Genomic DNA, 13,860 nt, shown 5'->3' with positions numbered 1-13,860 from the left:
TCCCCCAACCTGCGCGACCCCCAAGTCAATGACGACTTCGCGGCCGGATGCCCCGCATCCGATCAGCCGCACTCCCCGAAGGAGACCCTCATGGGCGACACCCGCCTCCACTCGACGCCGGGCACCGGCCACGCACGCATCTCGACCGAAGCAGTCCGCACGATCGTCGAATCCCGCCGCACTCGCCGCCGCTTCTGGCAGCAGCTGGCCCTCATCGGACCCGCGTTCGTCGCGGGCGCCTGGCAGTTCGGGCCCGGCAACCTCACCACGGCTGTCCAGGCCGGAAGCTCGTACCAGTACGCCCTCATCTGGGTCATCGCCGTCTCGACGGTGCTCATGATCTTCCTCACCGACATGAGCGTGCGACTCGGCATCAAATCGCCCGTGTCCCTCATCGCCTCCATCAAGGACCACCTCGGGAAGCCGCTCGGGGTCGTCGCCGGCGTCGGCGTCTTCCTCATCACGCTGTGCTTCTCCGTGGGAAACGCGGTCGGCTCGGGCCTCGGACTCTCGATGCTCGTCGAGGGCTCGTCGCCCGTCATGTGGACCGCCATCTGCACCCTCGGCGTCGCGGCCGTGCTCTTCATCCGCAGCATCTACAACGTCATCGAGAAGGTCCTCATCGGCATCGTCGCCCTCATGGCGATCTGCTTCGTCGTGAGCGCGTTCGTCGTCAACCCCGACTGGGCGGAGGCGGGCCGAGGGCTCATCCCGACCGCACCGGAGGGCTCCTGGCTGCTCATCGTGGCGCTCGTCGGCACGAACTTCTCCATCAACGCCGCCTTCTACACCTCCTACGGCACGAAGGAGCGCGGCCGCACGGAGGAGGACTACCGCGATGTGACGCTGGTCGACACGATCCCAGGCATCATCGCGCCTGGCATCATGACGGGGCTCGTCATCGTCGTCGCGGCGGGCGCCCTGGGCAAGACCGCTGAGACCGCGACCTCGATCACCGGCTTGGCGGCGATCTTCGAACCGCTCGCGGGACCCGTCGGCGGCTTCATCTTCGCCCTCGGCTTCGCGGGGGCGGCGTTCTCCTCGATGATCCCCAACGCGATCGCCGGCGGCACGATGCTGTCCGACGCGTTCGGCAGGGGTGGATCCGCGAACACCATCACGGCCCGCGTCACGAGCGGCTTCATCCTCGCCTTCGGTCTGGCGGTGACGCTCATCTTCCAGACCTCGCCCGTCGAGCTCATCGTGCTCGCCCAGGCCCTCACCATCCTGGTCGCGCCCATCCTGGCGGCACTCATCATCATCATGGCGAACCGCCGCTCGCTCATGGGCGAGATGCGCAACAAGTGGTGGCAGAACCTGTTCGGCATCCTCGGCCTCGTCGCGGTGCTCGCGCTTTCCGTGCGGTTGCTCATGAGCTTCATCGCCGGGTAGGCGGCGCAGGCGAAGCACCTCGGCGGATTGGGCCGACGATCAGGGCCCGTGCTCAGCTCTCTGCTGGGCGCGGGCCCTGACCGATTTGCGTGATGAAACGGGCCAGGATGCGTTCCCGGTGGTCGGTGGAGCGCATCCATCACGGAAGTTGGACAGCGCCAGCCGGACCGACGCCCTCCTAGGATGACGCCATGGTGAGCTTTGCCGACAAACCCGTCCACGACTTCACGATCGAGCAGTGGGCGGCGTTCCTCGCGTCCGGCCCCGACGACGGCGGCGTACGACTGAAACTGCGCAAGAAGCTCTCGAAGGCGCCGGGCATCACCTGGCAGGAGGCGCTCGAGGTGGCCCTATGCTACGGGTGGATCGACGGCCAGTCGGCGCGATTCGACGACGACTACATGCTGCAGGCGTTCACGCCACGGCGGAAGAACAGCCCGTGGTCGCAGATCAACGTCGGGCACGTGGCCCGCCTCATCGAAGAGGGGCGGATGCAGCCGGGCGGCCTCGCGGAGATCGAGCGGGCGAAGGCCGACGGCCGGTGGGACGCCGCCTACCGGGTCAAGGACGCAGTGGTGCCCGCCGACCTGCAGGCGGCACTCGACGCGAACCCAGCCGCCCTCGCTTTCTTCGAGGCGATGAAGAAGCAGGAGCGCTTCCAGGTCATCTTCCGCATCACCGGCATCAAGACGACAGCGATCCGCGCCGCGCGCATCCAGGACGTCGTCGAGAAGGCCGCCCGCGGGGAGCACCACTACAAGTAAGCGGCTCACGGGCGCTCCCGCGCGCGACTGCCTCCCGCACCCGCCCGCTGCGGCGCAGACCTACGAAAAATGCATGCTCCCGGTGCAAGGAGCATGCATTTTCCATACGTGTACGCCCGGATGGGGCTGGGCGTTAGCGCAGCACGCGCTCCGCGATGAAGTCGCGCAGGAGCTGCTCGTCGTCGTCGAGCTCGACGACCCGCTGGGGCGCGTCGAGGAGCGCCCGCGTCTCCGCGTCGACCTCGACCTCGGCGCCGAGCGCCTCGGAGATCGTGTCAGCGAACTTCTGCGGCTTCGCGGTCTCGAGCACGAGCATGGGAACGCCGTCCTCGAGATGCTCGCGCGCGACCTTCACGCCGTCGGCCGTGTGCGGGTCGATCGTGACACCGGATGCGTCGTGCACGCTGCGGATCGTCGCGAGACGGTCGGCGTGGGTGCTCGTTCCGCTGACGATGCCGAAGAGCGGCTCGAACGTGTGCTGCGCCACCGACAGGTCGATCTCGCCCGTCACGGCCAGCTCGCTCCACGCGGCTGCCGTGCGTCCGCCGTCGCGACCGAGCAGCTCGAACACGAAGCGCTCGAGGTTCGACGCGCGCGACACGTCCATCGAGGGGCTCGACGTGGCGAGCGTGTTCTCGGCGTTGCGCGGGCGGTAGAAGCCCGTGCGGAAGAACTCGTCGAGCACGTTGTTCTCGTTGACGGCGAGCACGAGCTTGCGCACGGGCAGGCCCATGAGCTTCGCGTACAGGCCGGAGAGGATGTTGCCGAAGTTGCCGGACGGCACCGCGAACGACACCTCGAAGCCGTCGCGAGCATCCGCCGACAGCTCGTCGGTGGCTCGCAGCCACGCCCACACGTAGTAGGCGATCTGGGCCGAGATGCGGCCGAAGTTGATGGAGTTGACGGCGCCGATGTTGTTGCCGCGCTTGAAGTCGATGTCTTCCGCGAGGCGCTTCACGAGGTTCTGGCAGTCGTCGAAGACGCCCTTGACGGCGATGTTGTGCACGTTCTCGTCCTGCAGCGAGTACATCTGCGCGCGCTGGAACGCGCTCATGCGGCCCTGCGGGGAGAGCATGAAGACGGAGACGCGCTCGCGTCCGCGCAGGGCGTGCTCCGCGGCCGACCCGGTGTCGCCCGAGGTCGCGCCGAGCACGTTGAGCACGCGGTCGCGTTTGGCGAGCACGTAGTCGAGGGTCTGGCCCAGGTACTGCATGGCCATGTCCTTGAACGCGAGGGTCGGGCCCTCGGACAGGCCCACGAGCGTGAGCTGCGCATCCAGCTGCTGCAGCGGGACGACATCCTCGGAGGCGAAGCGGCCCTCGCCGTAGGCGTGCGCCGTCAGCTGCTCGAGGTCTGCGCGGGGGATGTCGGTCGCGAAGAGCGCGAGCACCTCGGTCGCGAGACCGGCGTAGTCGAGCGGCCGCCACCGCTCGAGGTCGTCGTTCGTGAACTGCGGCAGCAGCTCCGGGACGGCGAGCCCGCCGTTCGGGGCGAGGCCCTCGAGGAGAACGTCGGAGTATGCGCCGAGCGTGCCGCCGCGTGTTGAGATGAATTGCAAGATCTGGCGCCTCAGTCGTCTGTCGTGCCGGGAGTGTGCGTCCCCATCGTATCGGGGCGGGTCAGTCGCGCGGGGTGCCCTTGACTTGCGGCGTAGGCCCGCCGGCTTGCACCTCCACTGATCGCGTCTCGTCGACGAGGTCGGCGCGGCGCTTGCCGGCCGTGCCGACGGCGAACTGGTAGGCGACGAGCAGCAGCGCCAACCAGACGGCTCCGACCAGGAGTGCGACGCGCGTGTTCTCGAACCAGCCGAGCACGCCGAGCACGAACACGAGGAACCCGAGGGTCGCCCACGACGCGTACGGCCACAGCGGCACGGGGAACTCGGATGCGCTGCGGCCGCCGCGTGCGATGTCCCGCTTCATCGCGATGTGCGAGCAGACGATCATGATCCACACCCACACCGTCGCGAACGTCGCGATGGACGCGATCACCAGGAACACGTCCTCGGGGATCACGGCGTTCATCCACGCGCCGACCGCGAGCGCCGCGACCATGAGCGCGACCGTCGCCCACGGCACGCCGTTCCTCGAGACCCGCAGGAACACGCGCGGCGCCTGCCCCTGCTCGGCGAGGCCGTAGATCATGCGGCCGGCCCCGAACACGTCCGAGTTGATGGCCGAGAGCGCCGCCGTGATGACCACGAAGTTCAAGATGTGCGGGGCCGCGGGGATCCCGAGGCCGTCGAAGATCGAGACGAACGGGCTCGCGTCTCCCGTGATCGTGTTCCACGGCGCGAGCATCATGATGACCGCGAGCGCGCCCACGTAGAAGAGGAGGATGCGCAGCGGCACGCTGTTGATGGCCTTCGGGATGACGCGCTTCGGGTCCTGCGCTTCACCCGCCGTGATGCCGATGATCTCGATGCCGCCGAACGCGAAGACCACGATCGCGAAGGAGGCGATGACCCCCTCGATGCCCATCGGGAAGAAGCCGCCCGTCGCCGGGTTGAAGAGCGCGCCGATGCCGGACGCATCCGGTGACTGGTTGCTGAAGCCGAAGATGATGATCGCGATGCCGCCCGCGATCATGGCGATGATCGCGGTGACCTTCACGAGGGCGAGCCAGAACTCGAGCTCCCCGAATGCGCGCACGCCGAGCAGGTTGATGGCGGCGATTAAGAGGATGACGGCGACGATCCACACCCAGCGCGCGACGTCCGGGTACCAGAAGCCCATGTAGACGCCGAAAGCGGTGACGTCGGCGATCGCGACGACGATCATCTCGAACGCGTACGTCCAGCCGGTGATGAAGCCCCAGCGCGCGCCAAGGTAGCGGTTCGCGAACTGCCCGAACGAGCCGGTCACGGGGTGACGCACGGTCATCTCGCCAAGCGCACGCATCACCATGAAGACGGCGGCGCCGGCGATCATGTACGCGAGCAGCACGGCGGGGCCCGCGGCCTGGATCGCGGCCGACGAGCCGTAGAAGAGGCCCGTTCCGATCGCCGAGCCGAGCGCCATGAAGCGGATGTGCCGGGCCGTGAGCGCCCGCGCGAGGGGCCGCTTCTGCGTGGCCCCGGTGTCGATGCCGTTGTTCTCGACGGTGTTCATGCGCAGCTCGTGTCTCTCGTGGTTCCGGTGGCGCATCCACCCGACCGTCATCTGCGCCGGCACGCCACCTGCGCGATCGTAGCGCCTCGGCCGCGCACCGAGCGCGTCGAGTTCCGGTCCTTGTGGAGAAGTTCCCGCGAGAACACCGAACCTGGCGTCGGCATACGGCTGCTTGCCCTAGGTTGGCGTCAAGCATCTGCCCCCGCCTGCGCGGGACGTCGAGGAGGACACCATGCCAGAGACACTTCCGCTGCCCGAATCACCCCGCCAAGGCGTCGAGCGCTTCGAGCTGACCGCCGTCCCCCTCGCGGTCGCGCGCTACGACAACGTCAGCATGGGCGACCTGCGCGCGCTCTTCGACACGACGTTCCAGGCGATGGGCGCCGCGATCGGGGCCGGCAAGGTGCAGCCCGCAGGTCCCGCCCTCGCGGTCTACCACGGCGACCCGTCGCAGACCTTCGACGTGGAGATCGGCTTCCCCGTCACCGAGTCGGAGCGGGAGAAGATCATCGTCGGCGACATCGCCATCCAGAATTCCTGGTTGCCGGCAGGTCCGGCGGCCGGTGCCACGCACCTCGGCTCGTTCGATGGCCTCGGCGAATCGTGGGGTCGCCTGATGCAGGATGTCGCCGACTCCGGCGAGGCCCCCGGTTCGATGGTGGAGATCTACGTCACCGAGCCGAGCCCCGACATGAACCCCGACGACCTGCGCACCGACCTCATCGTGTCGCTCGCCCCGCGCGAGTAACGAGGAGGCGACCGAGCCGCAGACCTGGGCCGCGCGCATCCGCTTACCGGCCAGCGGATGCGTGAGCCCGACGTCTGTACCGAGACGTACAGGCGCGCACGCAGACCTGTGGCAAGCGCATCCGCTGGACTTGTCGCGGATGCGCAAGGCCGGGGTCTGGCGCGGGGCTCCGGCCGAGTGGCTGGGCGGAGACCAAGCAGCTCAGCAGAGAGCCAGCGGGCGCCGGCGGCGCGGCTCAGACGCGGGTAGCGCCCTGGGAGGGAAGCACCTCGAACGTCGCCGGCTCCGTGAACCCCGCGGCGGCAAAGGCCTCGTGGATGCGCTGCGAGATGGAGGCGAGGTCGTCGCGTTCCACGAGCGCGATCGCCGCTCCCCCGAAGCCGCCGCCCGTCATGCGCGAGCCGATGGCCCCTGCAGCGACGGCCGTCGATACCGCGAGGTCGAGCTCCGGCACGGAGATCTCGAAATCGTCGCGCATCGATGCGTGGGACTCGGCGAGCAGTGGGCCGATGCTGCGCGGGCCGCTGTCGCGGAGCGCTTCCACGACGGCAAGAACCCTCGCGTTCTCGGTGACGATGTGGCGCACCCGGCGGAACGTCTCCTCATCCAGGACCTGCTCGGCGCGCTCCAGGTCGCCGACGGCCACGTCGCGCAGCGACGAGACGCCCAGGCCAGCGGCCCCGCGCTCGCACGAGGCGCGCCGTTCGGCGTAGCCGCCGTTCGCGTGGGCATGCTCGACGCGGGTGTCGATGACGAGCACCGCAAGCCCCTGAGCCTCGAACGCGAGCGGCACGATGGTCGACTCGAGCGAACGGCAGTCGAGCAGCACACCCGAGTCGCGCTGACCGAGGAGCACGGCCGACTGGTCCATGATGCCGGTCGGGGCGCCGACGGCCTCGTTCTCGGCGAGGCGCCCGATGCGGGCGAGCGTGCGGCGGTCGAGGTCGAGCTGCCACAGCTCGTCGATGGCGACGGCCACGGCACCCTCGAGGGCGGCGGAAGAGGACAGCCCTGCCCCGAGGGGCACGTCGGACTCGACGTGCAGGTCGAGCCCACGGGCTTGGCTGAGGTCGGCGCCCAGCTGGCCCGCCGCCCAGATGACCCCGAGTGCGTAGGCGGACCAGCCGCTCAGCGCATCCGGCGCCAGTTCGTGGATGGCGATCTCCTCGACCCCCTCGCGGAGCCCGCTCGAGACGCGGACGATCCGGTCGTCGCGCAGCCTCGCGGCGACCACGGTGTGCCGGTTGATCGCGAACGGGAACACGAAGCCCTCGTTGTAGTCGGTGTGCTCGCCGATGAGGTTCACGCGTCCCGGCGACGACCAGAGGCCGTCGGGTGCGCCACCGTGGATGCGCGCGAACGCCTCCGTCGCCGCCGTCACCAGCTCTGGCCGGGTCACGCTGCGTCCACCTTCGCGAGCGCCGCGCGCAGGAGGCCCGCCGTGGCTTCAGGCGGGACGTCGCCGATGAAGGCCCCCATCGCCGACTCGGAACCGGCGAGGAACTTGAGCTTGTCCTCCGCACGCCGAGGCGAGGTGATCTGCAGCATGAGCCTGACGTCATCACGATGCGAGTTGACGGGCGCCTGGTGCCACGCGGCGATGTAGGGGGTCGGGGTGTCGTAGATCGCGTCGAGGGCGCGCAGCACGCGGCGGTACTCGCGGGCGATCTCGTCGCGCTCCTCCGGCGTCGTCTCGGCGAGGTCGGCGACGTGGCGGTGCGGGAGCATGTGCACCTCCAGCGGCCACCGCGCGGCGAAGGGCACGAAGAACGTGACGTGCTCGCCGCGGATGAGCATCCGCTCGGAGGCCTGCTCGAAATCGAGGATGTCCTGGAAGAGCGTCGGCCCGTACTTCTCGACAGAGCGGATGAGCGCAGCAGTGCGCGGCGTGACGTAGGGGTACGAGTAGATCTGGCCGTGCGGGTGGTGCAGCGTGACGCCGATGTCCTTGCCACGGTTCTCGAACGGGAAGACCTGCTGCACGCCGGGCAGCTGCGAGAGCGCGGCGGTGCGGTCAGCCCATGCCTCGACGACCGTGCGAGCGCGCGAGAGCGAGAGCGAGGCGAACGACCCCTCTGATTCGGGGCTGAAGCAGACGACCTCGCATCGGCCGATCGACGGCTTCGTGCGGCCGAGGCCAAGGGATGCGAGTTCCTCGAGCTCGCCCTCGGGGCTGAAGCCGTCGACGGCGAGCGTCGGGCCGAAGGAGGGCGACTTGTTCTCGAACACGGCCACGTCGTAGTTGCTCGGCACCTCGGTGAGGTTCGCCGGGCTCGAAGGCGCCAGGGGGTCGAGGTGCTTGGGCGGCAGCATGACGCGGTTCTGGCGCGCCGCGGCGATCGAGATCCACTCACCGGTGAGCGGGTCCTGGCGCATCTCGGCGACCGGCGGACGATCGGCGGGGATGCGACTGTCGAGCGCGCGCTCGGGGTCGAGGGTCGTGTCGGCGTCGTCGAAGTAGATGAGCTCGCGACCGTCGGAGAGCAGCGTCTCGCGCTTGACGATGTTGTTGGTGAGGGAGTGCACGCTCCGATTACGCCACTTTCGTTTTCGAAAGTCAAGTGTCAATCCGCTTGCGAAGGCGTAAGCTGTGGATCGTGGTGAACAACGAGACGACCCCAGACCGCCCCGCAGAGGCGCGCAGAGCCGACGTGGTCGCGCTCGTCAAACGTACCGGCTTCGCCAGAGTCGCTGACCTGAGCCGCGAGCTCGGCGTCTCGGAGGTCACCGTTCGCTCCGACCTCACGGCGCTCGAGCGCGCGGGGGTCCTCGGGCGAGTCCACGGCGGTGCGATCTTCGGCCACGGGCCCGCCGGCCTCGAGACCTCCTTCGAGACCGCGCAGCAGAGTGCCGCAGACGAGAAGCGCCGCATCGGCGCCGCCGCGGCAGCGCTCGTGACGAGCGGCTCGAGCGTGCTCCTCGATGTCGGCACGACCACGACGGCCGTCGCCGAGGCCCTGCTCGCGCGGGACGACCTCGACGACGTCGTCATCATCACGAACGGCCTCTCGATCGCGCTCGCCCTCGAGTCGGCCATCCCCCGCTTCACGGTCGTCGTGACGGGCGGCACCCTCCGCCCGCTGCAGCACTCGCTCGTCGCGCCCTACGCGTCCGCGATGCTCGAGCGCATCCACACCGACCTGGCCGTCATCGGCTGCACGGGCGTGCAGGTCGGCGCGGGCGTCACCAACGTGAACCTGCCGGAGTCCGAGCTCAAGCGGGCCATGCTCCACGCAGCCGACCACTCGGTCGTCGTCGCCGATGCCAGCAAGCTCGGCCGCGCGCACGTCGGCGTCATCGGCGGCCTCGGCGAGTTCGAGAGCCTCATCACGGGCACCGAGGCAGACGCGGGCGACGTCGAGGCACTGCGCGCTGCCGGCTGCGACGTGCGGCTGGTCTAGCAGCAGCGCGCCGGACCTCGACCCGCGCCGACCAGCGTGCGCATCACCTCTCGTGGCGCCCGTGGCTGTCCAACTTCAGTGCAATATCGAGGGTTTTCGACGCCGAGACGCCAGATTCGCCCGAAATTGCACTGAAGTTGGACAGGCGGCTACGCCCCGACGGCCACAGCGAGCGCGGGCGCCGGATGCACCTCGACGGCCACCACGCGGCCCGGCTCGAGCGCACCCGTGTCGCGGCTCCGCATGTGCGCGCGCAGGAGCGTGCCGTCCGCGAGTCGAGCCTGCACGACGACGTGGGCGCCGAGGAAGCCCGTCGAGACGATCCGCGCGAGCGCCTCACCTGCCGGCAGCGCAGCGTCTGCATCGATGCGCTCCGATACGCCATCGGCGCCCGCACCAGCCGCGACCCCTGAAGCACCGGCCGCGTCCACCGCACCGGCCACCGCGAACGACACGTGCTCCGGCCGCAGGAGCACGTCGACGTCGCCGTCGGCGCTGCCAGCCAGCAGCGGCACGCGCTGCCCGAGCACCGTCGCGACGCCGCCCGCCGCACTGGCTCGCACTGGCGAGTGGTGTCCGATGAAGTCGGCGACAAACGCGTTCTCCGGGGTCGAGTAGATCGCCTCCGGCTCGCCGAGCTGTTCGATGATGCCACCGCGCATGACGGCGACCCGGTCGGCGACGGCGAGCGCCTCCTCCTGGTCGTGGGTCACGAACACGGTCGTGATGCCGACCTCGAGCTGGATGCGGCGGATCTCGTCGCGCAGCTGCACCCGCACTTTCGCATCCAGGGCCGAGAGCGGCTCGTCGAGGAGCAGCACCTTGGGCTGGACGGCGAGCGCGCGGGCGAGGGCGACGCGCTGCTGCTGGCCGCCCGAGAGCTCGTTGGGGTAGCGATCGTCGAAGCCGCCGAGACCGACGAGCTCGAGGTACTCGGGCACGCGCGCGTTGCGCTCCCTCGCCGGAATGCCGCGGCGCAGGCTGAGCGGGAACGCCACGTTCTGTGCGACCGTCAGGTGCGGGAACAGCGAGTACGACTGGAAGACCATGGCCATGTCCCGCTTGGAGGCTGGCACGTTCGCGACGTCGCGTCCGCCGACGAGGATCTCGCCCTCATCGATGTCCTCGAGCCCCGCGAGCGCTCGCAGCGCGGTGGTCTTCCCGCATCCGCTCGGTCCGAGCAGGGCGACCATCTCGCCGGGCTTGATGCTCAGGTCGAGGCCGCGCAGCGCGACGGTCGAGCCGAAGCGGCGCGTGACGCCACGCAGCTCGACGCCGACGGCGGTCTGCGAATGGGTGACGGATGCGGGTGCGGACGCCGCGATGGTGCTGGTCATGGCTTCTGGCCTTTCGTTGCGCGGCGGGCGTCCCGGGGTGCACGGGCTGAGCTGCGCTCGGTGACGAGGATGGAGATGCTGGCGAGGGCAACTGCGAGGTAGGGCAGCGCGCCGAGGATGAGCTCGCTGCCGATGATCGCGACGTGGCGGTTCATCGGCGCCTCCGCGTCCGGCGCCCCGCGAGCAGGTCGAGGGTGATGAGCAGGATCGTGGTGACGCCGAGCGCGAGGAGCGACATGACGGCTGCGATCTGCCCATCGGACAGGTTGATCTGGAAGAGCGCGGTCTGCAGGTTGTCGCGCGCGAGGAAGCGGGCGACGGTGAACTCGCCGAGCACGACGGCGATGGTCACGAAGCTCGCCGAGATGAGCGCGCTGCGGATGTTCGGGAGGATCACGCGCAGGATGATGACGGGCCAGGATGCGCCGAACGAGCGGGCCGCCTCGGTGAGGGTCTTCAGGTCGATCGACCTGAGCCCCGCGTCGATCGAGCGGTAGGCGAACGGCAGCACGAGCACGACGTAGGCGAACGCGAGCCACACCGTGTTGGAGCCGAGCGGCGTCGAGGCGAGAAAGCGGTAGATCGGCGCGAGGCCGACGACGAGCACGACGGCCGGGATGGTGAGCGGCAGCAGGCAGACGAACTCGACGGCGCGGTCCATGGTGGGCACCTTGAGACGCACCCACACCATGGTCGGCACGAGCAGCACCAGCACGATGACGACGGTCAGCACGCACATGATGAGGGAGTTCGTGAGCCCCGACCAGAGCACGTCGAGCGTCGAGTACTCCCCCGTGTTGCCGGCGAGGACCCGCTCCCAGGCGTCGAAGCTGACCTCGCCAGTGAGCGGGAAGCGGATGGAGAACTCGAAGAGGCTCACGAGCGGCACGAGGAGGGCGACGGTCGTGAGCGTGAGCACCGTGATGCGGAACGCCTGCTGGCGCCGGCGTGCACGGTCGACGAGGCCGCGGCGGCCACAGCTGGGCCCGAGCGAGGTCGTCTGCGTCATCGCGACAACCACCGTGCGCTGCGCTTCTGCAGGAGCGCGTAGAGGGACATGACGATCGCGACGACCACGATCATGCCGAGCGCGAGCGCCTGGGCGTACGACTCGAGGCCCGCCGTGTTCTCGTTGCGGAGCGCCGCCTCGATCTCCATCGGCACGATGATCGTCTGCTGCGAGATCAGTGCCGCCGCGGTCGCGAAGGCGGAGAAGGAGTTCGCGAACAGGAGGAGCACGGACCCGAGGAAGCTCGGCGCGAGCAGCGGGCCCGCGACGCGGAACCAGTAGACGAGCGAGCTGCCGCCGAGCATGACGGTGGCGTCGCGCCATTCGCGGCGGATGCCATCCACCGCTGGGAGGAACACGATCACCATGAGCGGCACCTGGAAGTAGAGGTAGACGGCGACGAGGCCGGGCACGCTCGAGAGGAAGCCCGAGTCGACCTGGAACCCGGCCGCGCCCTCGAGGAAGCGGGTGAGCATCCCGTTCATGCCGATCGTCGCGACGAACGCGAACGCGAGCATGACGCCGCCGAACTGCGCGAGCACCGAGTTGAAGGCCGTGAACACACGACGGCCGATGCTGTTCGCCGGGCTCGTGGAGAGCGCGTACGCGACTATGGCGCCAATGACGGCGCCGAGCACCGCGGTGACCGCAGAGAGCCAGGTCGAAGTCCAGAAGATGTTGACGGATGCGGGTGAGAGGAGCCGCTCGAACCCGCTCGTCGTGAAGACGCCCTGGCGGGTGAAGAACGCGCCGACGACGACCAGCAATGTCGGTAATAGGAGGAAGACTCCCGTGTAGATCAGAAAGGGGGCGACACCGATGAGCGACGTGCGCGACGCCGACCAGGGTGCGCCCCGCGGGCGGCGGCCGGGCGCGACAGGCGCGGCTGCGGGTGCAGCTGCGGATGCCGGCTCGGTCGCCGCCGCGAGGGGTGCGGTGGCAGTCATCAGGAGATCGTCGAGTCCCAATTCTCGGCCAGGAACGCGTTGGCGGCCTCTGCCTCCTCCGAGGTCGGCGTCACCGGTGTGCCATCGACCTCCGGGAGGCTCTCGAGGGCCGCCTGGTCGAGCGTGCCCTCGGCTTCCATCCAGTCGAAGAGCACGGGCATCGCACCGCCCGCGAGCCAGATGTTCTGCACCTCCGGCGAGTACAGGTACTCCATCCAGAGGCGGGCCGCGGCGGGGTTCGGGGCGTCGACGTTGATGGCCTGGTTGTAGTACGCGGCGATCTCTCCGCCCTCCGGCACGAAGGTCGCCCACTCGACGCCCTTCGCCTCGAGGCGCTCGACGGTCGAGAGCTGGTTGTAGCTCCAGTCGAAGACGACGCCGTGCTCGCCGGCGTCGACGGTGCCAGCGGTGACGTCCTTCAGGTTGAGCGTGCCGGCGTCCTTGAGCTTCGCGAAGTAGTCGAGGCCGGGCTGCAGGTCGGCGAAGTCGCCGCCGGAGGCGTTGCTGGCCGAGAGGAAGCCGTTGAAGGCCGCGCCGGCCTCGGCGGGCTTGCCGTTGAGGGCCACCGAGTTCGCGAACTTCGGGTCGGTGAGCTGGTCGATCGACGTGATCTCGCCGTACTTGGTGGCGTTGTAGCCGACCGACATGATGCCCGTGTAGTCGTTCACCCAGAGGCCCGTGGCTTCCTTGTTGGCGTCTGGGATGTGCTCCCAGTTCTCGACCTGGTACGGCGCGAAGTAGTCGGTCGACGCGAGGGCGACGTTCGCACCGAGATCGAAGACGTCAGGCGCCTGGTCGGTGCCCTTGTTGGCGTCGGCCGCGGCGATCTCCTCCTGCGAGGAGGCGTCGGGGAGGATCGAGTTGACCGTGATCCCGTACTTCTCGGCGAAGCCCGCCTTGATCTCGCCGTAGTTCGCCCAGTCGTCGGGAAGCGCGATGACGTTGATGGTGCCTTCGGCCTGCGCGGCCTCGACGAGCGCATCCATGCTGCCGAAGTCCTGCAGGCTCGTAGCGGTGGCCGCTTCCGCGGTGTCGCCGGTCGTGCCAGTCGCCGGGCTCTGCGAGCACGCCGCCAGGGCAAGCCCAGCCAGGGCGAGCGTCGCCACAATTGAAAGTCGCTTGTTCATGCGAAGTCGATGTCCTTCTCGGAAT

At 69.2% G+C, this 13,860-nt stretch carries 13 protein-coding genes; 4 read left to right on the top strand and 9 right to left on the bottom strand.

What is annotated here, in order from left to right; all coding sequences use genetic code 11:
* Positions 1–90: 90 nt before the first annotated feature.
* Positions 91–1,392, top strand: a complete 1,302-nt coding sequence (locus ABVF28_RS00330; RefSeq protein ID WP_104310374.1) for an Nramp family divalent metal transporter — start codon at positions 91–93, stop codon at positions 1,390–1,392.
* 191 nt (positions 1,393–1,583) lie between these two features.
* Entirely contained in the window at positions 1,584–2,156 is a 573-nt protein-coding gene (locus ABVF28_RS00325; RefSeq protein ID WP_371029058.1) for a YdeI family protein, read from the top strand.
* 133 nt (positions 2,157–2,289) lie between these two features.
* Here the strand turns inward: ABVF28_RS00325 and thrC are convergent, their stop codons facing one another.
* Both thrC and ABVF28_RS00315 read right to left on the bottom strand, forming a co-directional pair.
* On the bottom strand, positions 2,290–3,714 hold the full coding sequence (gene thrC / locus ABVF28_RS00320) for a threonine synthase (protein WP_371029057.1): 1,425 nt from the start codon (positions 3,712–3,714) through the stop codon (positions 2,290–2,292).
* 61 nt (positions 3,715–3,775) lie between these two features.
* On the bottom strand, positions 3,776–5,266 hold the full coding sequence (locus tag ABVF28_RS00315) for an amino acid permease (RefSeq protein WP_371029056.1): 1,491 nt from the start codon (positions 5,264–5,266) through the stop codon (positions 3,776–3,778).
* Positions 5,267–5,498: 232 nt separating this feature from the next.
* Between ABVF28_RS00315 and ABVF28_RS00310 the strand changes: the two genes are divergently transcribed.
* Complete coding sequence (locus tag ABVF28_RS00310) at positions 5,499–6,014, top strand: GyrI-like domain-containing protein (RefSeq protein WP_371029055.1); 516 nt, start codon at positions 5,499–5,501, stop codon at positions 6,012–6,014.
* A gap of 235 nt (positions 6,015–6,249) precedes the next feature.
* On the opposite strand, the gene galK is transcribed toward ABVF28_RS00310, so the two are convergent.
* Positions 6,250–7,395, bottom strand: coding sequence for a galactokinase (gene galK / locus ABVF28_RS00305; RefSeq protein ID WP_371029236.1), 1,146 nt, complete (start codon positions 7,393–7,395; stop codon positions 6,250–6,252).
* A 14-nt stretch (positions 7,396–7,409) separates the two neighbouring features.
* On the bottom strand, positions 7,410–8,540 hold the full coding sequence (gene galT, locus ABVF28_RS00300; protein WP_371029054.1) for a galactose-1-phosphate uridylyltransferase: 1,131 nt from the start codon (positions 8,538–8,540) through the stop codon (positions 7,410–7,412).
* Positions 8,541–8,611: 71 nt separating this feature from the next.
* On the opposite strand from galT, the gene ABVF28_RS00295 reads away from it, so the two are divergent.
* Positions 8,612–9,415: a DeoR/GlpR family DNA-binding transcription regulator gene (locus tag ABVF28_RS00295; protein ID WP_371029053.1), complete on the top strand. Its 804-nt coding sequence runs from the start codon at positions 8,612–8,614 to the stop codon at positions 9,413–9,415.
* Between the two features lie 149 nt (positions 9,416–9,564).
* Here ABVF28_RS00295 and ABVF28_RS00290 read toward each other — a convergent pair whose 3' ends face one another.
* The 5 genes from ABVF28_RS00290 to ABVF28_RS00270 are packed head-to-tail and all read right to left on the bottom strand — an operon-like array spanning position 9,565 to position 13,835.
* Positions 9,565–10,752, bottom strand: coding sequence for an ABC transporter ATP-binding protein (locus ABVF28_RS00290; protein WP_371029052.1), 1,188 nt, complete (start codon positions 10,750–10,752; stop codon positions 9,565–9,567).
* The gene (locus tag ABVF28_RS00285) at positions 10,749–10,907 is read right to left on the bottom strand and encodes a hypothetical protein (RefSeq protein ID WP_371029051.1); all 159 of its coding nucleotides are present in this window, start codon (positions 10,905–10,907) and stop codon (positions 10,749–10,751) included. The genes ABVF28_RS00290 and ABVF28_RS00285 overlap by 4 nt, the downstream gene beginning before the upstream one ends.
* A complete protein-coding gene (locus ABVF28_RS00280; RefSeq protein ID WP_371029050.1) occupies positions 10,904–11,761 on the bottom strand; it encodes an ABC transporter permease in 858 nt (285 codons plus the stop codon). Before ABVF28_RS00280 ends, ABVF28_RS00285 begins: the two co-directional genes overlap by 4 nt.
* The gene (locus ABVF28_RS00275; protein WP_371029049.1) at positions 11,758–12,708 is read right to left on the bottom strand and encodes an ABC transporter permease; all 951 of its coding nucleotides are present in this window, start codon (positions 12,706–12,708) and stop codon (positions 11,758–11,760) included. Before ABVF28_RS00275 ends, ABVF28_RS00280 begins: the two co-directional genes overlap by 4 nt.
* Positions 12,708–13,835: an ABC transporter substrate-binding protein gene (locus ABVF28_RS00270; protein ID WP_371029048.1), complete on the bottom strand. Its 1,128-nt coding sequence runs from the start codon at positions 13,833–13,835 to the stop codon at positions 12,708–12,710. Before ABVF28_RS00270 ends, ABVF28_RS00275 begins: the two co-directional genes overlap by 1 nt.
* Positions 13,836–13,860: the final 25 nt, after the last annotated feature.

It is taken from the genome of Pseudoclavibacter sp. JSM 162008, assembly GCF_041366455.1.
Taxonomy (GTDB): Bacteria; Actinomycetota; Actinomycetes; order Actinomycetales; family Microbacteriaceae; genus Pseudoclavibacter.
The sequence above is the reverse complement of the archived record's forward strand: the minus strand, read 5'-3'. Positions and strand labels throughout refer to the sequence as shown.

Excerpts from the sequence above, each read along its gene's own strand:
- ABVF28_RS00330 (WP_104310374.1), top strand. The coding sequence starts at position 91 with ATGGGCGACACCCGCCTCCACTCGACGCCGGGCACCGGCCACGCACGC.
- ABVF28_RS00325 (WP_371029058.1), top strand. The coding sequence starts at position 1,584 with ATGGTGAGCTTTGCCGACAAACCCGTCCACGACTTCACGATCGAGCAG.
- ABVF28_RS00315 (WP_371029056.1), bottom strand. The coding sequence starts at position 5,266 with ATGAACACCGTCGAGAACAACGGCATCGACACCGGGGCCACGCAGAAG.
- ABVF28_RS00310 (WP_371029055.1), top strand. The coding sequence starts at position 5,499 with ATGCCAGAGACACTTCCGCTGCCCGAATCACCCCGCCAAGGCGTCGAG.
- ABVF28_RS00290 (WP_371029052.1), bottom strand. The coding sequence starts at position 10,752 with ATGACCAGCACCATCGCGGCGTCCGCACCCGCATCCGTCACCCATTCG.
- ABVF28_RS00285 (WP_371029051.1), bottom strand. The coding sequence starts at position 10,907 with ATGAACCGCCACGTCGCGATCATCGGCAGCGAGCTCATCCTCGGCGCG.
- ABVF28_RS00280 (WP_371029050.1), bottom strand. The coding sequence starts at position 11,761 with ATGACGCAGACGACCTCGCTCGGGCCCAGCTGTGGCCGCCGCGGCCTC.
- ABVF28_RS00275 (WP_371029049.1), bottom strand. The coding sequence starts at position 12,708 with ATGACTGCCACCGCACCCCTCGCGGCGGCGACCGAGCCGGCATCCGCA.
- ABVF28_RS00270 (WP_371029048.1), bottom strand. The coding sequence starts at position 13,835 with ATGAACAAGCGACTTTCAATTGTGGCGACGCTCGCCCTGGCTGGGCTT.